The sequence below is a fragment of the Chitinophaga sp. YR627 genome (assembly GCF_900114995.1).
Taxonomy (GTDB): domain Bacteria; phylum Bacteroidota; class Bacteroidia; order Chitinophagales; family Chitinophagaceae; genus Chitinophaga.
Map to the genome: position 1 here is coordinate 283,253 of NZ_FOUX01000005.1, position 23,371 is coordinate 306,623.

General features: G+C 45.7%; 20 protein-coding genes. 7 read left to right on the top strand and 13 right to left on the bottom strand.

The window, feature by feature from the left end:
• Window positions 1-3: 3 nt before the first annotated feature.
• From BMZ72_RS26155 to BMZ72_RS26170, 4 genes are all read right to left on the bottom strand, one after another.
• A complete protein-coding gene (locus BMZ72_RS26155) occupies window positions 4-765 on the bottom strand; it encodes a helix-turn-helix domain-containing protein (RefSeq protein ID WP_089812648.1) in 762 nt (253 codons plus the stop codon).
• 26 nt (window positions 766-791) lie between these two features.
• The gene (locus tag BMZ72_RS26160; RefSeq protein WP_089812649.1) at window positions 792-1,097 is read right to left on the bottom strand and encodes a DUF3817 domain-containing protein; all 306 of its coding nucleotides are present in this window, start codon (window positions 1,095-1,097) and stop codon (window positions 792-794) included.
• 2 nt (window positions 1,098-1,099) lie between these two features.
• Window positions 1,100-1,564 carry a hypothetical protein gene (locus BMZ72_RS26165; RefSeq protein ID WP_089812650.1) on the bottom strand — a complete coding sequence of 155 codons (465 nt, stop codon included), beginning with the start codon at window positions 1,562-1,564 and terminating at the stop codon, window positions 1,100-1,102.
• 65 nt (window positions 1,565-1,629) lie between these two features.
• Window positions 1,630-2,535, bottom strand: a complete 906-nt coding sequence (locus BMZ72_RS26170) for an AraC family transcriptional regulator (RefSeq protein ID WP_089812651.1) — start codon at window positions 2,533-2,535, stop codon at window positions 1,630-1,632.
• Window positions 2,536-2,633: 98 nt separating this feature from the next.
• Here BMZ72_RS26170 and BMZ72_RS26175 point away from each other — a divergent pair, with 98 nt between their 5' ends.
• Genes BMZ72_RS26175 through BMZ72_RS26185 form a run of 3 tightly spaced genes read left to right on the top strand, consistent with a single transcriptional unit; the run spans window position 2,634 to window position 4,611 of the window.
• Window positions 2,634-3,365 (top strand): protein phosphatase 2C domain-containing protein, encoded by a 732-nt coding sequence (locus BMZ72_RS26175; protein WP_089812652.1) that lies wholly within the window; start codon window positions 2,634-2,636, stop codon window positions 3,363-3,365.
• A gap of 42 nt (window positions 3,366-3,407) precedes the next feature.
• A complete protein-coding gene (locus tag BMZ72_RS26180) occupies window positions 3,408-3,854 on the top strand; it encodes an AAA family ATPase (protein ID WP_089812653.1) in 447 nt (148 codons plus the stop codon).
• Window positions 3,844-4,611, top strand: coding sequence for a tRNA(His) guanylyltransferase Thg1 family protein (locus tag BMZ72_RS26185; protein ID WP_089812654.1), 768 nt, complete (start codon window positions 3,844-3,846; stop codon window positions 4,609-4,611). Before BMZ72_RS26180 ends, BMZ72_RS26185 begins: the two co-directional genes overlap by 11 nt.
• Before the next feature lie 67 nt (window positions 4,612-4,678).
• Here BMZ72_RS26185 and BMZ72_RS26190 read toward each other — a convergent pair whose 3' ends face one another.
• Both BMZ72_RS26190 and BMZ72_RS26195 read right to left on the bottom strand, forming a co-directional pair.
• Complete coding sequence (locus tag BMZ72_RS26190; RefSeq protein WP_089812655.1) at window positions 4,679-4,975, bottom strand: EF-hand domain-containing protein; 297 nt, start codon at window positions 4,973-4,975, stop codon at window positions 4,679-4,681.
• Between the two features lie 471 nt (window positions 4,976-5,446).
• The gene (locus tag BMZ72_RS26195) at window positions 5,447-7,048 is read right to left on the bottom strand and encodes a Na+/H+ antiporter (RefSeq protein ID WP_089812656.1); all 1,602 of its coding nucleotides are present in this window, start codon (window positions 7,046-7,048) and stop codon (window positions 5,447-5,449) included.
• A 184-nt stretch (window positions 7,049-7,232) separates the two neighbouring features.
• Here BMZ72_RS26195 and BMZ72_RS26200 point away from each other — a divergent pair, with 184 nt between their 5' ends.
• Window positions 7,233-9,779, top strand: coding sequence for a GNAT family N-acetyltransferase (locus tag BMZ72_RS26200; RefSeq protein WP_089812657.1), 2,547 nt, complete (start codon window positions 7,233-7,235; stop codon window positions 9,777-9,779).
• A 204-nt stretch (window positions 9,780-9,983) separates the two neighbouring features.
• Here BMZ72_RS26200 and BMZ72_RS26205 read toward each other — a convergent pair whose 3' ends face one another.
• Window positions 9,984-10,580, bottom strand: a complete 597-nt coding sequence (locus tag BMZ72_RS26205; RefSeq protein WP_089812658.1) for a GNAT family N-acetyltransferase — start codon at window positions 10,578-10,580, stop codon at window positions 9,984-9,986.
• Between the two features lie 107 nt (window positions 10,581-10,687).
• Here BMZ72_RS26205 and BMZ72_RS26210 point away from each other — a divergent pair, with 107 nt between their 5' ends.
• Window positions 10,688-11,359: a hypothetical protein gene (locus BMZ72_RS26210; RefSeq protein WP_143087792.1), complete on the top strand. Its 672-nt coding sequence runs from the start codon at window positions 10,688-10,690 to the stop codon at window positions 11,357-11,359.
• Between the two features lie 106 nt (window positions 11,360-11,465).
• Here BMZ72_RS26210 and BMZ72_RS26215 read toward each other — a convergent pair whose 3' ends face one another.
• The 4 genes from BMZ72_RS26215 to BMZ72_RS26230 all read right to left on the bottom strand — a co-directional run bounded on the left by BMZ72_RS26215 (window position 11,466) and on the right by BMZ72_RS26230 (window position 18,131).
• The gene (locus BMZ72_RS26215) at window positions 11,466-13,988 is read right to left on the bottom strand and encodes a YfhO family protein (RefSeq protein ID WP_089812660.1); all 2,523 of its coding nucleotides are present in this window, start codon (window positions 13,986-13,988) and stop codon (window positions 11,466-11,468) included.
• A gap of 183 nt (window positions 13,989-14,171) precedes the next feature.
• Window positions 14,172-15,887, bottom strand: coding sequence for a cytochrome-c peroxidase (locus BMZ72_RS26220; protein WP_218155287.1), 1,716 nt, complete (start codon window positions 15,885-15,887; stop codon window positions 14,172-14,174).
• Window positions 15,888-15,892: 5 nt separating this feature from the next.
• Window positions 15,893-17,458 (bottom strand): purple acid phosphatase family protein, encoded by a 1,566-nt coding sequence (locus tag BMZ72_RS26225; protein WP_089812661.1) that lies wholly within the window; start codon window positions 17,456-17,458, stop codon window positions 15,893-15,895.
• Window positions 17,459-17,612: 154 nt separating this feature from the next.
• On the bottom strand, window positions 17,613-18,131 hold the full coding sequence (locus BMZ72_RS26230) for a 3'-5' exoribonuclease domain-containing protein (protein WP_089812662.1): 519 nt from the start codon (window positions 18,129-18,131) through the stop codon (window positions 17,613-17,615).
• A gap of 303 nt (window positions 18,132-18,434) precedes the next feature.
• Between BMZ72_RS26230 and BMZ72_RS26235 the strand changes: the two genes are divergently transcribed.
• Together BMZ72_RS26235 and BMZ72_RS26240 are read left to right on the top strand one after the other, a co-directional pair.
• Window positions 18,435-19,775: an AAA family ATPase gene (locus tag BMZ72_RS26235; RefSeq protein WP_089812663.1), complete on the top strand. Its 1,341-nt coding sequence runs from the start codon at window positions 18,435-18,437 to the stop codon at window positions 19,773-19,775.
• On the top strand, window positions 19,759-20,352 hold the full coding sequence (locus BMZ72_RS26240; protein WP_089812664.1) for an RloB family protein: 594 nt from the start codon (window positions 19,759-19,761) through the stop codon (window positions 20,350-20,352). The genes BMZ72_RS26235 and BMZ72_RS26240 overlap by 17 nt, the downstream gene beginning before the upstream one ends.
• A 75-nt stretch (window positions 20,353-20,427) precedes the next feature.
• Here BMZ72_RS26240 and dusB read toward each other — a convergent pair whose 3' ends face one another.
• Together dusB and BMZ72_RS26250 are read right to left on the bottom strand one after the other, a co-directional pair.
• Window positions 20,428-21,465 carry a tRNA dihydrouridine synthase DusB gene (gene dusB / locus BMZ72_RS26245; RefSeq protein WP_089812665.1) on the bottom strand — a complete coding sequence of 346 codons (1,038 nt, stop codon included), beginning with the start codon at window positions 21,463-21,465 and terminating at the stop codon, window positions 20,428-20,430.
• Window positions 21,466-22,000: 535 nt separating this feature from the next.
• The gene (locus BMZ72_RS26250) at window positions 22,001-23,329 is read right to left on the bottom strand and encodes a hypothetical protein (RefSeq protein WP_089812666.1); all 1,329 of its coding nucleotides are present in this window, start codon (window positions 23,327-23,329) and stop codon (window positions 22,001-22,003) included.
• Between the last annotated feature and the right edge of the window lie 42 nt (window positions 23,330-23,371).

The window sequence follows — 23,371 nt, forward strand, 5'->3', positions numbered from 1 at the left end:
CATTTACCAGAAATTCCCCGATCTATAAAACTCCCCTGGCGTCTTACCCGTAAATGCCTTGAAATCCTTGATGAAATGCGCCTGATCAAAATACCCCGCATCATAAGCAGTCTCTGTCAGGGTAGCATCATTTGACCTGGCAATAAGTGATCTCAATCTTACTATAGCAGCAAATTGTTTGGGTGTAGCACCCGTAATACGGCGGAATCTTTTCTCAAAAGCATCCTGACTGATATGTAAATGACTTAGCAGCGCTTTGATCCGGACGTTGCCATTAAGCTCGCGGATCTGTCCGATAGCGGTATGCACCAGCAGGTCCGGTGCCGACTGTTTCCATAATGTCAACAGGAATTCCTGTATCCGATGAACGGCATTTGCATGATCAGTTGCTTCCGCTAATTGTTCACTGATGTCGTTCAATATTTGTTTATCGATAAAATTATCGAGTGCCGCAGATGCGCCAAATAGTTCATGTAATGGCGCTTTAAAAAATGCAGCGGCGCCATCTTCACGAAACACCACCAGCAGATTAGCGGTATGGCTTGCATATGATAAAGAACGGGATGTTTTACGGAGACCGGCTATAACCGCTGAAGGTAAGGTACCATAATCACTGGCAGCCACACTGCCTTTCAGACAGAATGCCATCACCAGCGAAGTATCGGGTAATACCTCATTCTGCAGGGCATGTTCACTTTCAATGATCATAATCGACCTGATGAAAGGCAGTAAGAGAGCTACCGGCTTGTATTGTTCAATATGCATAGTGGCAGGCTATACACAAATATAAGCTATTCCATCTTGCGCAGAATACGGTGATCGATATAGAAAGTGCCGAAAGGGATCATACAGGCCAGTAATACCTTCCAGGTGATATCTGTAAACTTCCACTTGTATTCAATACCCACACTTAACGCATTGATCACAAATATCACAAAGAAGAACCCGTGTATCGGTCCCATGATCTTTACCATCGAAGGATTATCCGCTGCATATTTCATGGGCATCGCAATACCGATTAACACCAACAAAGAAATTCCTTCCAGAAAACCGATCACTCTCAACCGGCCCAGTTTTGTACGAAATAAATGCATCATCTTTAAAATGTTCTTAAGTATGGCCGGTGCGCCAGGGGCGAAAAAGGCCATGGTATAGCAATGAAAATTATGAGCAGTCCTGCCAGAAACAATAAAGCCATTGTCCGGAACTTCCCCTGGTCAGTCTCCATGCGCTTTGCAACAGAAGAACCGATAGTAATGACGATCACGCCCGTTGTCATCAACAGTACATGCAGTAATCCGAAAAAGCGGTAATCAGCCTGCGCGATCGCTTCGCGATAATGCGACCTGAAATAAGTAACCAGGGGACTATTAAAATAAAGCACATAGCCGATAGCGAGTTGTATATGCGCAATCGTGGCGGTAAGATGTCTGATCGTATTATCAGTACTAGTAAAGGGAAGTTTGTTGACCCAGGCCCGGAAACTCCTTCCGATGGCAAACAGCAGACTGATAACCACCATCCACCGGAAAAAAGAATGCAACAGCAACAAAGAAAAATACATCGGTATCGTTTGTCCGCAAAGCTCTGCCGAAAAGCAAAGATCCTTTAGGACATACAGCGCGTCATTTAGGACATTTTGATCATTTTCCGGAATTCCGTGGGCGTCACGCCTTCATAACGTTTGAACAAACGGGTAAAATAAGACTGGTCCTCAAACCCTACCTGTAAGGCGACTTCACTGATAGGACTATCTAACTGGCTGAGCAGGACTTTTGCTTCCATGACGATGGCTTCATCGATCCATTTGGCTGGTGACTTACTCGTCATCGTTCTGACCGATTTATTGAGATGACTGGGAGAAACATTGAGCAATGCGGCATAATCGCTCACCAGGTGCCTTGTCCGGGCATGCTGGAACACCATCTCACGGAACCGGTTGGTAATATCGGAAGCACTATGAGGGTGATTAGGACGTAAAGGCTGATAAGCCCTGTTCACTTCACAGAGCAGCGCCACCAGGTTAGGCTGCAGAATATCCAGCTGCTGTACGCCATGTTCCATATATTCTGTAACAATACGGCTGAAGAGATGCAGGACATACGCCGAGGTCCGTTCATCCAGGCATATACGGGGATTCCCCCATACTTTCAGGAACTCAAACGCTTTCAGTAATTCACTGTTCCCATATTTACCCAACAGCATGTCATCATGAAAATTGCAGATATACCCCTCATTTTCATCATCCTCCCCAAAAGAAAACACCTGTCCTGCCGGAACAAATAACATTTCATCCCTGCCAATCGTGTATATTTCACTGCCAATCTTCATGGTTGCTGTACCCGCCGTCAGATAAAGACAGGAGTGTGTGGCGGACCGGGAAGGTGGCACCGCCTGCTTCACATGCCGGTACATATCTTCCAGTCTGCAGGCCAGAAACCGCGTCAGATCCCCTTTCAGCAAGGCATCCAGCTCAGTGGAAGGCATAAAACGGGAGGTAAAGGTCCGGGCATCATATACCTTGATCTCATTCATTATGAAAGACTAAAGGAAGGTAGACGAACGGGCTGACAGAATATTTTACACACGTTAAAAAATTTTACACGCAGGAATCATTATTTTTGTGCCTCTCTATGAATATCTATACCACGCTGCAAAGAGGAACATATCATCTTAACAATTGTGAGGATTACCTTTTCCATGGCAATATTAACCCGCATACGTTTGTCGCTGCAGTGATGGATGGCTGTACCATGGGTACTGATAGCTATCTCATTTCTACATTGACAGGCAAGCTGTTACGGAAAATTGTCAAGGCAAAGGGATATGATGATCTGCGCTCGCTGGTCAATATTTCTCCGGAAGAACACCTCCAGGACATCACCCGCCAGCTGTTTGCCGAACTAAACAACCTCCGGAACCAGATACAACTGGACAGAAATGAGCTGCTGACCACCCTCCTGCTGATGGTAGCCGATTATAAGGCTGACAAAGCCATCCTGCTTGTGATCGGGGACGGGGCTATCAGTATTAACGGACATGTCAGCATCTTCGACCGGGATAATAAACCCGATTACATCGGTTATCACCTCTCCGAGCATTTCGACAGCTGGTACCAGCGTCAGTATCGCATGGCATTCAGTAACTTACTGGATATCAGTCTCGCCACAGACGGCATCACCAGTTTTAAACCTTTCAATCCGGCAGTAGCCCCGATAGACGCTATCCGTTTCCTGCTGATGGACCAGGAGAAGTCTGAATCGGATGAAATGCTGAATATGAAATGTAAAACACTGGAGCACGTATACGGCATGCTACCCACGGATGATCTGGCAATTGTCAGATTTCTCCGTAAAAATGGCTGATGCGCCACTTTTACCTATCTTCGCCGCCCCAAAACCTATACCATGGAAGCGATTATTTTCTGTGGGATACAGGCTACCGGTAAAACCGGCTTTTATAAAGAACATTTCCTGCAGACCCACATAAGGATCTCGCTCGACCTGCTGAAAAGCCGTTACAGGGAAGACCTGTTTCTCGAAGCATGTTTCAAAGGCAGCCAACCCTTTGTTGTTGACAATACTAACCCCGGCAAAGCGGAAAGAGAAAAATATATATCCCTTGCCAGACAGCACAAATTCAAAGTGAAAGGATATTATTTCCAGTCCAGACTTGAAGAAGCGCTGGAAAGGAACAGCCTGCGTACCGGCAAAGCCCTGGTACCGAAAATCGGCGTATTGAACACTTACAAAAAACTGGAAATACCCAGCCTGGAAGAAGGTTTCGACGAACTCTATTACGTCATGTTAGACACAAATGGTTTTACAATTAAAGCCTGGGATCATGAAATTTGATGAACTGGATAGCAAAATGCGCATCTATGAAACCGCGCATGACAAGATCGTACTGCCGGGCATGTACATGGTAGCCCGTATCGATGGCAGAGGATTCACCAAACTTACAAAGGAAACACATCCCTTTGAAGCTCCTTTTGATCCGCGCTTCAGAGATTATATGGTGGAAACCGTAAAACACCTCATGAACTGCGGATTTAATGTCGTATATGGCTATACGGAAAGCGACGAAATATCCCTGCTTTTTCACCTGGAAGAAGGCGCATTCGGTCGTAAACACCGTAAATACAACTCCATTCTCGCAGGAGAAACAAGCGCGAAATTCTCTTTGCAACTGGGTAGTCTGGCGGCATTTGACTGCCGTATCTGCGAATTGCCTAACCGGCAACTGGTGGTAGATTATTTCAGATGGAGGAATGAAGATGCACATCGTAACTCACTGAATGCACACTGCTACTGGCAACTGCGTAAGGACAACCACACGCGCCAGAGCGCTACTGATACGATTGGAAAAATGAGTACGGCAGATAAGAATGAACTGCTGTTCCGTTATAATATCAATTTTAATGATCTGCCGTCCTGGCAAAAAAGAGGGATCGGTATTTACTGGGCAGAAATGGAGAAAGCCGGTGTCAATCCGAAAACAGGAGAACAGGTAGTCGTGAAAAGAAGACAGTTGTATGTGAACCAGGAACTACCGATAAAAGATGAGTACAACCGTTTTATACAGGAGATGATCGAACAAAGCGAGCAATAGGTCCGCCGTAATGTATAAAACCATGCCCCGGTAAAACGGGAAACGGGGCATGGTCCTTACGATCATTCTACTTTTTGCCAGCAGCTTCTCTCTTCTCCTTCTGGCTTTTTCTGTACGCTTTCAGTTCTTCTTTGTCAATATATGAATCCTTGTTAGCGTCAATAGCATCAAATTTCTCTTTCAGATTAAATCTCCCCTTCTCCTGTTTGTCTGCCTCTGCCTTGCTGATCTTACCATCGCCGTCAGTATCCAGTTTCTGGAACATACCTTCATGTTTTGGCTTAGGCTGCTGATCCTGTGCATATGTCTTAACAGTGCTCAGTGCTGTAAACAGTATCGCGGCAACAAAAATTTTCTTCATCATAATTGTGGGTTTTGGATTAAAATAATTTTGTTCGTTTATAGTGATATTCTTTGGAGCCGTTTTAATGGTTTAAGTTTAATGCAGCACAGGAGGCACATTTCTTATCTTCTGGCAACACGCCAGTAAACACAGCTTACAGAACCCAATACAGAAAAGGATTCCGGCAGGATATACTCAAAAACAGGTGTGTAAAAGGCTTAACAGTATTTAACAGTAGTTAAAACTGCTTAACAGGCGGGAGAAGGAAAAGTTAAGAATTAGAATGCAGCGGAGATCGCTATATACAAACGTAAAGAGAAAGGCGCCCACTTATGGTGGACGCCTTTCTCTTTTATGGAAAATCTATTATAAGGTTATTCTGATGTAGTAAGCCTAATTCATTTAACCTGAGCCGCAAATGAGAATAAGCCCGTTTACTTTCCATTGATGACCATGGAGGTAACTCCTGATTCTTAATTGTTAATTCTTAATTTACTTATACTGTTGTGTGATCTTCTCCTCCGCCAGGTCCAGCAGCGACATATGCTTACGTACGATCTCCTCATCGAACTCTGCTTTCTTATTGATCTTTCTCAGCATCTCCCGCTGTTCATGGATCAGCTCATTAAATACGATCCGGTAGCGGCTGATCGCCTGTTGCCTGTTGATATCAGTCGCATGCGATGCCGCATAACTCTCCAGGAAAGTATATTCATTCTCCATCGTTGCGCGTAACTGACGGATAAGCTCATTTTCTTCCACATCAACCTTGTATTGTGAGTCCAGTAACTGCACGGCAATAAAGGTCAGTTTCTTACGGATCAGTGTATCCTGTTCCACTTCCGACATATAATCCACTTCTTCCAGTCCCAGTTTCCTGATCAGCCAGGGAAGCGTGAGCCCCTGCAATACAAGCGTGACCAGGATCACCACAAACGTGATAAATAATATCATATTACGCTGCGGGAATGGTTGTCCGCCAGCCATGATCGGAATAGACAACGCAGCAGCCAGGGACACCACCCCACGCATACCTGCCCATCCAAAAACAAGGGGCAGTTTCCATCCCGGTTTGTTATCTGCCGTTTTAATAAACCGGCTGATGAATACTGTAAATATGGACGCTCCCTGTGTACAGAGGATCCGCGTAACAATCACCACCGCAGAGATGATCAGTCCATACCAGATAGCCTGCTTCAGCGAACTTTCTCCCAGTCCGCTGACAATCACCGGCAACTCCAGCCCTATCAGCATAAAAACAATACCATTCAGCACAAAGCCGACAGTTGCCCATACATTCACCCCCTGCAGGCGACTGAGATGACTGAGGATCGTCTGTTGTCTGCTGGACATAAACAAACCACCGCTCACCACCGCCAGTACACCGGAGAAGTGAAACGTTTCTGCTACTATATACATCACATAAGGTGCTACAAATGTCAATACGGTATCCATACTGGCCGTCGTAGGCGTCCAGCGGTGAATCGCATAGAAGATCAGCGCAATGACCAATCCCGTTACGATACCCATTACGATCACCACCACAAAGCTGAGTGCTGCTTCATGAAAAGTAAAACTACCTGTAAGTACGGCAGCCAGCGCAAACCGGTACACGATCAAACTCGCAGCATCGTTCATCAGGCTTTCTCCTTCAATAATGGAAAGCAGTCTTCTGGGCACATCCAGACCGCGCATGACCGTGGTCGCCGAAACTGCATCCGGGGGAGAAATAATACCTCCCAGCAGAAAGCCCAGCGCCAGTGTGAAACCAGGAATCAGACTACTGGAGACAACAGCTATCACACAGGACGTTAGCAGAATGATCCCAAATGCAAAAGAACTGATTACACGCCGCCATTTCCAGAACTCCTTCCAGGAGGTATTCCAGGCCGCATCATAGAGCAGCGGTGGCAGGAACAGGAGGAAGATCAGTTCCGGATCGATGGAGACATCCGGTAAGCCCGGAATAAGACTAAGCGCCAATCCGCCAAGCACCAGCACGATAGGATAAGAGATCTTTAAACGCTGAGCCAGCATTACCAGTACAAGGAGGACAAGGAGGAGGCCAATGTACAGAACGAATGTAGAGTGCATAGGACTAAATTTAATTAAGAATTAGGAATTAAAAATTAAGAATTTGAGTAATTAGCGTCTCCCCTATTACATTGCCCCCGCTCTTAATTATCAATAGCTGCGCGCTCCGCTGCATTTCAATTCTTAATTCTTAATTTTTAATTATTAATTCCACCTAATTTTGTCTGATTGAAAAACAGAAGATATGGCGCAGCTTATTAATACAAATGACCTCACGATAAGAACAGAGCTCAAAACCGGAGATCTCGGTTATGTAGCTTACATGCATGGAAAGATCTATAACACGGAACTGGGTTACGGCTTCAGCTTCGAGCGCTATGTGCTGGAAGGATTGCTGGAATTCTCCCGTCAGTACGATCCGCAGAAAGACCGTGTATGGATCTGTGAATATAAAGACCGCATTGTTGGCTTTCTGATGGCCCTTAGCCGGGGGAAAACACTCCAGCTAAGGTATTTTATCATCGAGCCTGAATTCCGAGGTGCAGGCCTCGGAAAAAGGCTGATGGATAGCTTCATGGCATTCATGGATGAACAGCAGTTCGAACATGCCTATCTCTGGACCACCAACCAGCAGGATACCGCTGTTTCGCTGTATCTCCGTCATGGTTTTATGCTCACCGAAGAAAAGGATAGCAACGCCTTCGATAAGCCGCTGACGGAAAAAAGGTATGACCTGTTCAGAACCCCGAATCCGTTGCTGGAACCTTATGACACACCTTACGGCCTCCCTCCTTTTGACCGCATCACACCGGCCCGTTACCTGCCGGCCTTTGAAGCTGCCATGGCGGAACACCGGAAGAATATCGCACAGATCACCAGTCTGCAAACGCCGCCCTCCTTCGCAGATACCCTGGAGGCTTTTGAAAAAAGCGCCAGGTTGTTACGCAACGTAAGCGCCGTATTCCATAACCTCACCTCTGCCAATACCTCTCCCGAACTGGAAAATATCTCCCGTCAACTGGCCCCTATGCTGGCCAGACACAGCGATGATATCTACCTGGATGCGGCATTGTTCAACAGGCTGAAAGCCCTGTATGAAAGAAGGGATGCGCTGACGCTCACCGGTGAACAGGCCAAACTGCTGGAAAAAGCCTACAAAGACTTTGTACGCAGCGGCGCCAACCTGGACGCAGACAAACAAACAAGACTCCGCGAGATCAATAAACAACTGTCATTACTCACCGTACGCTTCGGACAGCACCTGCTGGCAGAAACGAATCACTACGAAATGATGATCACAGATGAAAAAGACCTCGCCGGTCTCCCCGGTTCTCTCATAGAAGCAGCTGCCCTGTCAGCCAAAGCCGCCGGCAAAGAAAACGGCTGGCGCTTCACCTTACACAATTCCAGCGTAATGCCTTTCCTGCAATATGCAGATCAGCGCAACCTGCGTCAGGAGATCTACGAAGCATATATCAACCGTTGCAACCACAACGACGAAAGAGATAATAAAGAGATCGTTACACAACTCGCAGCCCTGAGAGCAGAAAAAGCGGCATTGCTGGGATACGCGTCTCACGCGGACTTCATCCTGGAAGAGAACATGGCGAAAACGCCTGCCAAAGCAAACGAACTGCTACAGCAATTATGGCACGCAGCCCTGCCGGTCGCCCAGCAGGAAGCTACTGAAATGCAGGCCCTTATGAACCGCGAAGGGAAAGGTGAACAACTGGAAGCCTGGGACTGGTTCTATTATGCAGATAAAGTAAGAAAAGAGAAATACGCGTACGATGCTGAAGCGTTACGTCCATACTTCAAACTGGAGAACGTACGGGATGGTCTCTTCTTTACCGCACAAAAACTCTATGGCCTGCACTTCCAGCTGCTGAAAGACGTTCCCGTTTATCATGAAGAAGTATCTGCCTACGAAGTAAAAAGTGAGGACGGTACGCTGGTCGGATTGCTTTATCTGGACTTCCATCCCCGCAACTCCAAACGGGGCGGCGCATGGATGACCTCCTACCGCAAACAATCCACCAATGCCAGCGGACGTGTTGCTCCGGTTATCTCTATCGTGTGCAACTTCTCCCGGCCAACCGCCACACAACCTGCTTTACTGACACCAGATGAAGCAGAAACCTTCTTCCATGAAGCCGGACACGCCCTGCATGGTCTGTTGTCAGATGTGACGTATGAAACACTGTCAGGCACTTCCGTACCGCGCGACTTCGTAGAACTGCCTTCTCAGGTCATGGAACACTGGGCATTCGAACCGGAAGTACTGGCGCAATATGCCAGACATTATGAAACCGGAGAACTGATCCCTGCGGCACTCGTAGAAAAAATGAAAGCTGCCTCTAAATTCAACCAGGGATTTGCCACCGTAGAATACCTCGCAGCCTCCCTGCTGGACATGGCCTATCATACATTGCCCGCCGGTAACAATATCGTACCACTTGCCCTTGAAAAAGAACAGATGGATAGCATCGGACTGATCCCACAGATCGCACCAAGATACCGCAGCACCTACTTCCAGCACATATTTGCAGGAGGCTACTCTGCCGGATATTACAGCTACATATGGTCTGAAGTACTGGATAGTGATGCCTTCGCCGCTTTCCGGGAAACTGGTAACATCTTCGATCCGGCTACCGCAAACGCATTCAGGAAAAACATCCTGGAGAAAGGAGGAACAGAAGAGCCTATGGACTTGTATGTTGCTTTCCGTAAGAGAGAACCGGATGTGAAGTACCTGTTGCAGCACAGAGGACTTGAAACAAGCACACACTAATTAATTACTAAGACTAAAGCAGCTTACAGCAAGCCGGTGAACCAATGCGTTCACCGGCTTGCGCTTTTATAATCATTATCTTACTATCGTTATACCACCCGCTTGTTTCCGGGCTTGTTGCCTGGCATCTATGTATGTGATCATCCACAGATAAGCACCTGCCAGCTGCCAGTCATTTATAAAAGGTACGTTCAACATCGCTTACTACAGGCGTTTCCGTAAGTTTTCCTTCAGGGCCCCTAACCATTCCTCCTTCAGGATACTCAGTATAATACTGCTCCTTCTGGTACCATCCACATTCGGCGCAACACTGCGTAAAATGCCTTCCACTGTACAACCAATACTTTTCATAGCAGCAATGCTTCTTTCATTAGTATGCGCCGCCCTGAACTCCACCCGTTCCATCCCCATTCTTTCAAATGCATATTGCAGCAACAGAAACTTACAGTGTTTATTTAAACCGGTGCCCTGAAAGTCTTTACCATACCAGGTATACCCCAGTTGTAAAGCACTGTTGCGCAACTGTATATCATAAAAACGGGTACTGCCCGCATATCGTTGCAACTGCTTGTCAAACACGATAAAAGGATATTCTTTTCCTTCATTGCGTGCCTCTGCGGCGGTGCGGATATATTCACGCATGCCACCGGGTCCAACCGGAGGTACCGTTGAAAACTGCCAGATCTCCGGTTCCTGGACGGCAAAGGGAATAAGGTATTCATCATCAGCTAATACGAGCGGACGGAGTATCACTCTTTCGTCTTCCAGAACGACATTGCCGGAAAAATTAAATGGTGTCATTTTACGTGGTTTTCAGATGCCTGTCCGCAAATATACTCATTCCCCCTACTCATACTTTTGGAATTCAGCAGGAAGCATGGTATCATTGTTTAAACCGTAACCCTACTATGATACCCGAAGAACTACGAGAGCGGCTGCTGTCCCGAAAGTCAGCCGACAGAAGAAGTGCGGCCCGACACATTGGCCAGGAACAGCTCACGATGCTTTCAGCCCCACTGTTCACCGCTTATATCAAAGAAAGAAATGACAAACGTACCTGGGAAACACAGGTGGAAATGATCAAAGCCATCGGTCGTCTCGGATACAAACCCGCCCTGTCAGAAGTCGAAATGCTGGTTGTGCAGAACGCGCCTTATGATACGCTCACCATATTCGCAGCCAGAACGTACGTACAGTTAAAACGCGGCTCACTCAATGACGGTCAGCCCATAATCGCGCTCCTCCCAACGGCCCGCCTGTCTGTACTCACAGGATTATTAATGGCGCTGAGTGCTGACCGTATGACACCCGGCAGAGAAGACTGTAAAGACATTATCAGGGCCTGCTGGGATGCCAATAAACATCCTGACAGAGCGGGTCAGGAATATGGTCTTGCTGATCCACGTAATTATCTCGCAAATGCCTGTGCAGGATGGGATAAACAACTCACAGCCGGCTTTCTGCATCATTGCATCTTCACCGCTTTTGATATTGATCTGCAGGGAAATAAAATGGAGAATAAAACGCTGACGGATATCTGTAAAAAAGCGCTCAGTGGCAAGTATAGCAAACTGAATTAAGGGTAACACACCAATAGCAGCTCAACAAACCATCATATAGCATTACATAAAAAAAGACCGTCTTATTAAAAGACGGTCTTTTTCATTATGATAGTCTGTTACAACATTACGCTTTCGCTTGTCTGCTTTGTTTCCAAAGCATAAAGATGCTGCCCGCGATCGTTAACCACAACAGCAGGTTAGCCACATACACCAGTTTCTGACCGGTATAGTAAGACGCCGGTTCAAACTTGAACTCGATGTTATGATCACCTGCTGGTACCGCAATACCACGCAGGATATAGTTCACATTTGTATAAGCAGTTTCTTTGCCATCAATATAAGCATTCCAGCCTTCCGGATAGTATACTTCACTCAATACAGCAAACTGATTGCTCTTCGCGCTCGTCGCATATTTGATCGCATCATTCTCATAGCTCACCAGCTTGATGCTGGCTGCTGAATCAAATGCCGGCTGCTCTGCACCTGCTACCTTGTAACCATTGTCCATGATCGCGGTATCTTTTGCATTCAGGTGATCCAGCGCTTTGATCGCTTCGATCGGACCGTTTACATAGCTGATATGTTTTACAAACCATGCAGCGCCCAGTGCATCCGGATTACGCTGTACCACCGGCGTTGGCTGCTGCTGGTCCTGAGAACGTGTGATCACATAACGGGTATCCAGCATGTTGAGGAGTCCCATGTTCATACCAGCGCCTGGTTTAGCGAACTGGTTTTCGATGATATCCTGGTACATACGGAGTTTCGCAGCGTGATAACCGCCTACGGAACGGTGATAGTATGAAGTGATCGCATCGTTGAACGGATCACCGGTTGACAGGTTCAGCACCCTGTAGTGAGGATCCTTATCCTGTAATATCTGCTGATCAGCAGCTGTCGGTGCAAAGTTGCCCGCCTGATAGCTGGACTGATCCTGGTAATTGTCTTTGTTCAGGTATTTCTTTGCTACAAACAGCAGATCCGCGGTATTCAGTACGATGAACACACCCAGGATGGCCACCGGTTTGATCTTGTCTTTCATATAAAGATAGAAAGCACCGATGATAACGGCCCATATCCAGAGCAGGTGGAAAATACCAGCGCCAAACATCGCTTTTCTGTCAGCAATCATACCATCCAATACACGACGTGCCAGATCAGCACCTGCCTGTTGTGTAAGTCCTTCGAGGATCTGTGTATCGTAACTGCCTTTATAATCGTTGAACAGGTACACCAGACCTGCCAGTATGATCACGCCACCACTGGCGTACAGCACTTTTTTAAAGTTCTGCTGTAAGAGGGCCTTTGCATTCTCAGCATACAGGAGTCTGTCAACCGCCAGCACCGCCAGCAATGGCAGCAACAACTGTGGAATGATCAGTGCCATAGATGGCGCCCTGAATTTATTGAAGAGCGGCAGGTGATTGAACAGTAGCTGGTTGAAAGCAGAGAAGTAACTACCCCATGCAATGAAGAGCGTCAGTGCGATCGCTATCAGTATCCACCAGCGGGTGATATTGCTGATTGAATTGGTGCCACCCCCCAGTCCGAGTGCTACAAAACCAATCACTGCCAGCAAACAGATCAGCGCACCACTGTAGGGAGGACCTGCGGTGAATGGCGATACGCCACCCCAGTATCTCGGCAGACTGGTAGCCAGCTGACTCGCCTGCGCTTCCGGTACGCCCTGTTTTGTCAATTCTGAAACAACCTTGGAATCCGCATCCAGGTGTTCAGCAGAACCTCCACCAAATGCACCCGGCATTGCCAGTACAAAAGTCTCTCCTACACCCAGGCTATACTGGAAAGCATAACTTTCATCCAGCCCCTGTGTTTTTGTCTGCGTCAGTTTACCATCTTCAGAAAGATCCACTGTTTTACCACCACGCATGGTGTATTTGGAATACTCGTAGGTGGTCAGCAGACTCTGAGAAGTATTGCCCACGCCTATCAGACCAGCCAGTAATGCCAGTGACAGGGCGATGATCATATGTTTAAAATCACGCTCCATGATCCAGGTAACGATATAAGCTACCGTCATGAGACCCAGGGTCAGCAGCAGATAGAAGGTAACCTGCGGGTGACCCGATCCGATTTCCAGCGTGGCAAAGAGCGCCGCCAGGGCCAGCCCCAGCACATATTTTTTCCTGAATATCAGTACCAGCCCTGCCAGTAATCCCGGCATATAGGCGATCGCCAGCATTTTAGTTTCGTGACCTACTGAAATGATGATAGGATCATAGGTCGCATAGGCAAAACCTAAACTACCCAGTACCGCTGCCAGTACATTCACATTATAGGCCATACCCAGGATGTAAAAGCACAAACAGGCCAGAAAGAAATAACTGGCAGGTTTTGGCAGATACAACTGCAGCAGGCTGCCGAAGTCAGGCAGGAATGTTTTCGTATCCATGGTTACCTGGTAGTTAGGCATACCACTGAACAGGTGCGTATTCCACAATGGGAAATGGCCATGGACCGCTTTGTAGTTAAACGCGTCCTGCGCCATACCTTTCCAATGCACGATGTCGGTCTGCTGTAACACCTTCCCTTCCAGGGCAGGGCTGCAATAAACCAATGCAACGATCAAAAAGACGGAAATCGCAATCACGTGAGGGATGATCTTCTTCCAGGAAAAACTGTTCATAGATCTTTGTTGTTTACAATACTGTTTGACAGACAAACGTAACCGTCTCGCAATCAGGATAATGGTCCACGCCTGCCGGCTTGTTTAAAACTATAGCTATTCTTCTACTATTATTTAAAATAATAATGGGAAGCAATTTAGGCTTAAATGTTAATCTTTCAAAGTGTTATAGCGGAGTTACCTTTATTTGCCGTCAGTAAGCGCTTCCATAAAAGCGACCAGGGCTTTCTTTTCTTCAGGAGTAAGATGCAGAGGGACTGTCGATAAGGTCTGATCAGGCACGGAGAGCCCGATGCCATTCCCACCGCCTTTATCATAGAAATCAATGACCTGCTCCATGGTGCGGAAAGCGCCATTGTGCATATAGGGAGCTGTCGGGGCCGTATTACGTACCGTCGGTGTTTTAAATGCGCCCTTGTAGAAATCGATCGGGAAAAATGCCAGTCTTCCGCTGTCATTGTCTGCCTGGGGATGCAGCAGATCATCATTCGCAGGAGTACCCAATACCTCAAATTCTGTTCTGTTGTATAGTGGTGGTATCAGTCCGTTAAACAAAGGTGCAAAATGACAGGTAGCACATTGCCCCTTGCCCATGAATATATTGGCCCCAGTTCGTTGCTCTGCTGTCATTGCCTGCTTATTGCCGGCCATATACCTGTCAAATGGCGCATTAAAAGGCGTCAGAGTACGCAGGTAAGCTGCCAGGGATGCCTGAACCTGTGGCAGGGTAATCGTCCTGTAAACCGGGAGTCGCTGTAATTGCTGTAAAAGGGTGTCATCACGGGCATCCATTTCCTGCGGACTATGCAGCACTTTCAATACCTGTTCCTCCAGACTCACAGCCCGGCCATCCCAGAACTGAGAATACTGATAACAGGCATATAAAAGTCCGGGCGTATGTCTGGGTAATGGTTCTTTACTGTTGATAGTAGTGTTGCGGGTAAGTCCGTCACTGAAATAACGATCCGGCTGATGACACGTAGCGCAACTACGGGTATTATTACCGGACAAGGCTTTTTCAAAGAATAAGCGCCTGCCCAGCGCTGTATCGCCGGGGATATCCGAATGAGGAAATTTATCTTTGCTGATAGCAGCCGGACTAAACAGATCATGCTGGCTGTTCAATAGCAGCCGTTGTAATGGCAATGCATAACTCACCAGAAAGGATAGTCTGTCGAAGCTGTCAAAATCAGGATGCGCAGCCAGTTGCCCAATACCCTCCTTTAGGTAATAAGTAATACTGTCTTTCTTTTCAAAACCGGTATGAGGCATGAGCACCGTATCGATTGCCTGCATGGCTGACCGGGCTTCTGCAATCCCGCTCTTCAGCAGGGGCGCATCATAACCGGTGATATAAAGTGCCATGATCCGCACCAGCTCCTGTTGTACACTCTCCAGTACCTGTTGTTCTGAAACAGTAAATTGGTACAACAACGAAGGCAGGTCCTGCGCGGTCTGTACAAGTACCGTCGCCTGTGCTTCCAGTTCGTCTTTACGCTGATAAACGGCGGAGTCATACAGCAACGCTTCTATCTGTTGCAATCCAACCGGTTCTTCGTATTCTATATAAGGTTCTTCTATTTCGTATTTGGCGGGCGCATTAAAGACGTAGGCCTCACTGGTGAAGAAGTATTCGAGGAAAAAGGCAATCGTCTTATAACGTGTCCTGCACAAGTGTAATGATGCACGGGCAGCGGACACCGTAGTACTATCCCCTTCTTTTAGGTTATCAATGCAATGCTTCAATGCAACTGCACTGGCAGCAAACAAAGGCTGCTGCCTTTTGAAATAAGCGATCGTACCATCCGTAACAGAAGCGTGGCGCTCCCCTTGCGAAGTGAACATCACTGCCAGCAGCAGTAATACACATATACAGGGGAACACCAGCGTCAATCGCATATAAATTATTTAGTTGTGATAATAGTAAATGTGTCTTTCAGACAACCTTCCTTGTCCTGTACAGTATATTCCGTTGTACCGGCACGTGGCGTCACAACAATACTCTTTGCAGTCTGTCCCTTTTCACTCCACTGATAATTACCGGTGAATGAAGCCGTCAGCGTTACTTTGCTCTTTGCTTTTACACGCAGCACCGTGTGCCTGTTCACTTCTTTCATCACGGTGAAATGATCACGGATCACACCATCTGCACAGATCCATTTCAGATCAAGACGATTGCCCTGGATCTCCAGCATACTCGCACCACCATCAGTAGCATTCGCGTACTGCATCGCATCATGCGGATAGCCCGGTTGTGTACCACCGAGTTTACCGGCAGAACCACTCAGTACATATACAGTACCCTGACCGCTGCTGTCTTTTACATAAGGACAGGAATTATCGCTGCCATCATACAGACCGGAGGACTGGCTCAGGTTGTGCTTAGCGGCGCTATAAGTCGCCTCCATACCATAGTGACCTTTCATGAGACGTGTACGCTCATAATCATGGCTATGACCGCAAAGCACCAGGTCTACACCATAACGCTCCAGGATACGGATGAAATTCTCACGGATATGTACCAGTTCATCTTCATTATCTGAATTGTGAGAGCCCATAGTATAAGGAGGATGGTGCCAGTAGGCAATCACCCATTGTTTGTTCTTATTGGCTTCCAGGTCACGTTTTACCCATTGTACCTGCGGACCGAGCGTATCATACAAACGGTATTCCTCTGCTTCTTTTCCATAAGAGTCAAGCGACAGGAAGTGAATATTACCAAGATCAAAAGAATAAAAGGCTTGTGTGTTGGAAGCTACACCACCCGATTCTCCTTTGGTCGGCATGGTGAAATTCTGATAGTAGGCAGTCTGGTGTGTCTTCTGCGCCTGCTCTACGGCACCAGGAAAGTCATTATCATTATAATCGTGGTTACCCGGCGTCGGAAACAGCGGATAATTCTTCAGCAGATCGTCTTTATAAACATTGAAGAATTTTGTCTGGAATTCAGCATCGGTACCGCTGTTGTAGGCATTATCCCCCAACAGTATCCATGCGTCCATATAGTTAGTACCAAGATAATTGAGCACTGCTTTTTTCACATTACGCTGATTCACGGAATTGTTACCGCAATCACCGAAAGCGCCGATACGGTATACGCCTTCTTTACCAGGTACAGGTAAAGTGTAGAAATAGTTGGCGCTATCGCCCTGTAAAACGGTTTTAAAATCGGCGATTTTATAAAAATAACGGGTACGTGCCTGCAGGCCGTCAAGTTCTACGATATGCTCAGTTGTCAGTGAGGAATCATTCACTGTCACATCCGCCTTATCAGGCGTAGCGCCATACTGTACACGGCTACGGGTAGCGGTGTTGGTACGCCAGCGTACGGTAATACTGTGATCTGATGCTGCCTGTAAATAAGGACCGCGGATCACTTTTACCTTTAAATCATCATCAGACTGTGCCTTCGTAATCAGACTAAATGCCATTAAACTGCCAAGCAGCAGGCAGGATCTTAATTTACCCATCTCCATAATTTTCTGCGAGGTACTCAATTTAAACTTGCCCTTTGCTATCGGGTGTATGAAATTATTGTTAAATAAATTTAAATAAAAAAGACCGCAGGGACGTAGCGGGGAGCCGTACATACTGCGATCTACCGTATTTGATGTAAAGAAATGCCTAGAGTTTCATGTTCAGCCCAAGCTTATATTTCATTGTCAGCAGGGCTTCTGCGTTGCCTTTCGCATCATCCACCGGATGGTGGGTATGCTTTGTTTTACGCAGGTGTTTGAAATTGGTGAACATATCTTTTTCCATTCCCTTGTACACACTACCCAGATTCTGGGAGCTGAAACCAAAAGGATTTTCACCGAGGAAATGATGGAAGTACCAGCACACAAACATCCAGTCGAAACCATTGTTGTCGCTGATAAAAATCGGACGGTCATTACATATTTTGCTGATCCAGTTCTTAAAGTCGTTCATCACTTTTTTAGGATCATCAAATGTCAGGGTTTCTTCTCTGGTATGACCAGAGACAGCCAGTGCTTCGGGAATAAATTTATCAGAAACGGGTTTAAGTCTGCCGTAGAATGTCTTGTCCAATGTAGCATCTACTTTCACTGCTCCGAATGAGATCATTGAATAATCACCGGGAATAGGGCCATCGCTTTCCACATCAACCATTATATAGGCCATGTCAGTTAGTTTTTAAGTAATAAAATTCAGTTTAAACAGGGATATCGCCTGTGGGTTCCAGTCCTGTAAGGAGCCTGCGGATACTATTGTCTTAGCCGGGGTAAGGTATTGAGGATCTTTAGGGTGCTTGCTGAGCTGAAATATTGTTTATAAACGTGGGCAAAGATATGGGGATATTTTCTAATGACAAAAGACGATATATAATCAGGAGTTACAACGTATTTTTCGTTACAATGCCTGTATTTTTTGGATTTATCTAGCCAATAATCGAACTTTATAACATAATTTACGTAAAAACCTATTATGTTAATAAGATTCACCGCCGAAAACATTCTTTCTTTTAATAAAGAAACGGAATTTAACATGCTCGCCGGAGATATTAGGAGACACTCAGACCATCTTTTTAAATTTCCCAAAATAGAACTGCTAAAAAGCGCAATTATTTACGGTGCTAACGCAGCAGGTAAAAGTAACCTGTTACAGGCGTTAGACCTTCTCTCCAATATGGTAGAACAAGGCAGCATTAATATAGCCCCTCCCGGCCAACATTTTAGACTTGGAAAAAACGAAAAACATCCAACCTCTCTTGAAGTTGAGTTCATTCAAAACAAAGTGGGATATGCTTATGGATTATCATATCACGCTGGCCATGTAAAAGAAGAATGGCTATATATTTTGCATTATGGCAAAAAGGAAGATGAACTAATTTTTGAACGAAAAGTAAATAATAAAGGAAGAGAGACCTTAAAACTATCTCCTAAGTATGTCAAATCAGTAAAAGATAAACTACTCATTGAGTTATATGAAGAAGATCTCTTAAAAGCAGATAATCTATTTATTCATTTGGCTAAAGACAGAAAATTTAAGGAGATTACAGCTGCGTTCAAATGGTTTTCTGAAAATATTTTCACAATATCTCCCAAAAATAGAAACTTTAATATTGTAAACTACTTCATTAATAGCGAAAACTTCCAAACATTTGTTAATGAAACCATTTCCAGTTTCGAAACTGGTATTACAAAAATTGATGTTCAATCTATTCCTTTAAACAGATACTTTGGAGAAGACAATATTCCGGAAAGAGATGCTGTTCTGGCATCAATACAAAGTGGAGAATCTCTATGGGTTGGTTCTTCAGGAAATGCTATCGCATTAATAGAAGATGGTGTTCCCATTGTTAAAAAGATTGTTTCATATCATTTAAATGAAAAGGAAGAAGAAATTGTATTTGAATTAACGGAAGAATCTGATGGCACAAGGAGACTAATAGACTTTATTCCGTTTTTATTTTTATTGCTGAACGCACCAGTTACTATTTTTATTGACGAAATTGATCAAAGCCTCCATCCTTCATTGCTAAAGGACTTTATTACCATTGTACAAAAAATTCCAAATAAAAAAGGGCAATTAATTATCACTACGCACGAATCTAACCTACTCGATCTCGATTTGTTCCGACAAGATGAAATCTGGTTTGCAGAAAAGAACAAAAACGGTGAGAGCCATTTTTATCCTTTAAGCGACTTCAACGTACGCCAGGATCTGGATATCCGAAAAGGTTATCTTTCCGGCAGATTCGGTGCAATTCCATTTCTGGCTAATTTAAAAGATCTTAACTGGGACAAATATGCCGAGAAAGAATAGGGAATATAAAAAAGGGGCGCCGCATAGAGATTCCCGTAAATTTATCATTGTTGCAGAAGGAGTAAGAGAGGATGAATACTTCCGATATTTCAACAAATTAACACCTAGAGTAAAAGTGGAGATCGTAGAACGTGAGGGTGGTAAGTCTGCCGCAAAATTTCTTTTGGAAAGAGTGGGGCACCATGACGCTAAGTTTGGTATAGAACCCGAAGACTTAGTATGGTTTGTACTAGATGTTGATAAATGGCCCAAGAAGGAGATTAATGATCTTTATCAACACTGTACCACAGACGCTAATTGGGGAATTTCTATCAGCAATCCCTGTTTCGAGGTCTGGTTGCATTATCATCTGTTAAAATCAATTCCTGCGAGTATTGTCACTGCTGCTCAATTAAAAGCAAACCTTCCCAAACTGATACCAGGTGGGTATAATAAAGAAACATTTGCCCAAGAGATCAAGGTAGCGGCCGTCAATGCGGAAAACGCTGACATGCACAAAGGACACTATTTCCCTGAAAAAAAATGCTACCAAGATTTATTTGTTAGCCAATCAGTTACTGCAATTTCTGGGAAATAACTGGCAGCAGGACAAATCTGCTAAACAGCCATAAACGCGGCAAAGAAAACTGTTTAAAAAAATAAACCCACTTTATCACAACGCGCAGTTCTCATGATAATTGACCAGCTGAATAGGCTTACGGTCAAATTCAAAACCGGCATATACTTGCGCGATCTCATCCAGTACATCCATGATCTCGGCAGATGCTTCCGGAGTGACCAGTCTGCTTCTGAATGCCTTGAAATCGGGTAAACCTTTCAGGTAATTGAAGTAATGTTTGCGCATGGCGAAGATACCATGACCTTCACCACGCCATTGCACGGATTTTTCCAGCTGACGTTTGCAGACAGCGATACGGTCTTCCAATGTCGGAGCGGGCAGCATCTCCCCTGTTTGCAGATAGTGTCTTACCTCACGGAAGATCCAGGGATAACCGATAGCGGCCCTGCCGATCATAATACCGTCTACACCGTAGCGGTTCTTATATTCCAGGGCTTTCTGCGGACTATCAATATCTCCGTTCCCGAAGATGGGAATATGTATACGTGGGTTATTCTTTACTTTAGCGATCAGCTCCCAGTTGGCTTCTCCCTTGTACATCTGGGTACGGGTACGACCGTGGATAGCCAGTGCCTTAATACCGACATCCTGGAGCCTTTCTGCGACCTCTTCGATGTTTTTGGTATCCTCATCCCAACCAAGACGGGTCTTGACCGTAACGGGCAGTTTTGTGGACTTTACACAGGCTGCTGTCAGCCGTACCATCAGATCAATATCTTTCAGTACCCCTGAACCAGCACCTTTGCTGACGATCCCCTTTATCGGACAGCCAAAATTGATATCCAGCAGATCAGGCTGGGTCATATCGACAATACGGGCAGCCATCGCCAGTTTTCCCTCGTCACCTCCGAAGATCTGTACACCGGCAGGACGTTCTTCGTCAAAAATCGCCAGTTTACGGCGGCATTTCTCCGTATCTTTAACCAATCCCTCACTGGAGATAAATTCGGTATATAACAGGTCGGCCCCGTTCTCACGGCATACTACCCTGAAAGGCGGATCACTCACATCTTCCATAGGCGCCAAAAGAAGGGGGAAATCAGGCAGCACAATATTGTCGATCTTTACCAAAGCGGCTTTTTTTGTTTGAAGACGCAAAGGTACGCCAATTAAGAATCAGGCGCTGCATGTACCTACACCCTTTCAACTAATTCATTTTCATATAGTTAATAAGGAGAAACATAAATAGTTGCTTTGAAGAGCTTTTGATCATAGTTATTCAACGCTAATCCTTCATTCGGCAACGAAAGACTAAGGCAGAAGAACTATAGCCTAATAAAGAACTTACAATATTCAAACAATGACGTTTCAGAACGGCAAGGCATTACAACCAGGAAAACAAACCCGTATCAGGTACTAAAAATCTCCCGCCCACAAATAATATAAATTATTCTTACTTTATTAATAGATATTAAGCAACTACATACGATATACCCACAATAGCCATAAATCTGACAAAAGTGATAAACCCGGAATGAGATGCTTCATGTATGCGTCGTATATACGCCCTGTATGAAGCGTGTATATAGTATCAACACAGCTGGTCAGGGGCAAAAAAATAGCCCGGCACTAAGACCGGGCTACAAAATACTATTGCAAGATTCAATCAATTCAGGAACACCTGGAACTGAACCAGCACACTCCCTTTGCGGTCGATTTTGTCAGCACCTCCGCTTACAGCGTTCAGCTGGTAAACCGGACGGCTCTGGTAAGCAAAGGTCAGCTTGGAAGTATGTCCTTTCAGCAGCCAGTTAACACCGGCATCCCAGAAAGCCATGTTATCGTTCAGTCTTTCGTAATGCGCATATTGCAGGGAAGCATACGGCATCAGGGTAGTCTTACCGATCAGGTTATTTTTGAATTTATAGCCTATCTGTCCGTAAAGCAGGTTACCAGTTCCGAAGGAAGGATAACCATTCCCGCTGCCGTTCAGGATCTCTGGTTTTGCCGTACCAGTGGCAGGGTTCATCGTTGCCTGATTACGAAGATATCCTTTCCCCCAGTTAAAATTGATATAGGAGGCATAAGCACTGATAGCAGTACCGGTCGCCGGATTGATCGGTGCGTCATAGTAGGCGTCTACGGCAAAGTGCTGCAGATTGGATTCAATGGTATCGCCATTGTTACCAGCGCGCCACATCGCGTCAGGCTGATACTGGAAACCAGCACCGATATTAAATACGCTTTTGGTACCCAGGTAAGTGCCGGTAGTATAGGCAGTCGTATTTGCCTCCTGGTCAAGGAACTGCCACTGGAAATAACCATGTACCTGCATTTTAGCCGGTTTGGCAGAGAAAGAGGCATTGCTGGTCAATAAAGGGGAATAACCGGCTGCTTTCAACGGAGACATCGGACTACTCATTACCAGCCGGTAGTCCAGTTTGCCCAGTTTACCTTTCGCATAGATACTGAGCTTGCGCAGGAACTGATCCGTCACATCATTTGTGCTTTGTTCAAACAGCGGAGCATCCACGCCCATGATCGTACCTACAGAAGGTGCGGAAAAACGGGTCAGACCATTCCATGCAGACAGACCAGCACCTAATGAGAGGTGTTTTCTCACTACTTCATATTCTCCCATGATATCATGGATAAAGAAACCTGCTTTTCTGTCGGAGGAATAGTTGAAGTTATTCATGCCGAACTGGGAGTAGATAAAGACACGATCTGCCACCTGTCCGAATGCCTGGATCCTGGCCCTTCTGACGCCAATATCCGTAAAGTTGTTCTTTTCAAAACCGTTGATCGTGGAACCAGGATTCAGATCGGTATTTCTGAGCCATACCTGGGATACAAGGGTGAACTTAAAGTAATTACTGCCATCTTCGTTGAGCCAGATCTTACCATCTTTAAATCCCTGAGCATAGGCACTCATGGTGCTTCCCGCCATCAGCAGCACACATGCTGCCAGCTTTGTCAATTTTTGGATGTACATTTTCCGTTGAGCTTGTTTATCTGATACGAGTGTATATAGAGT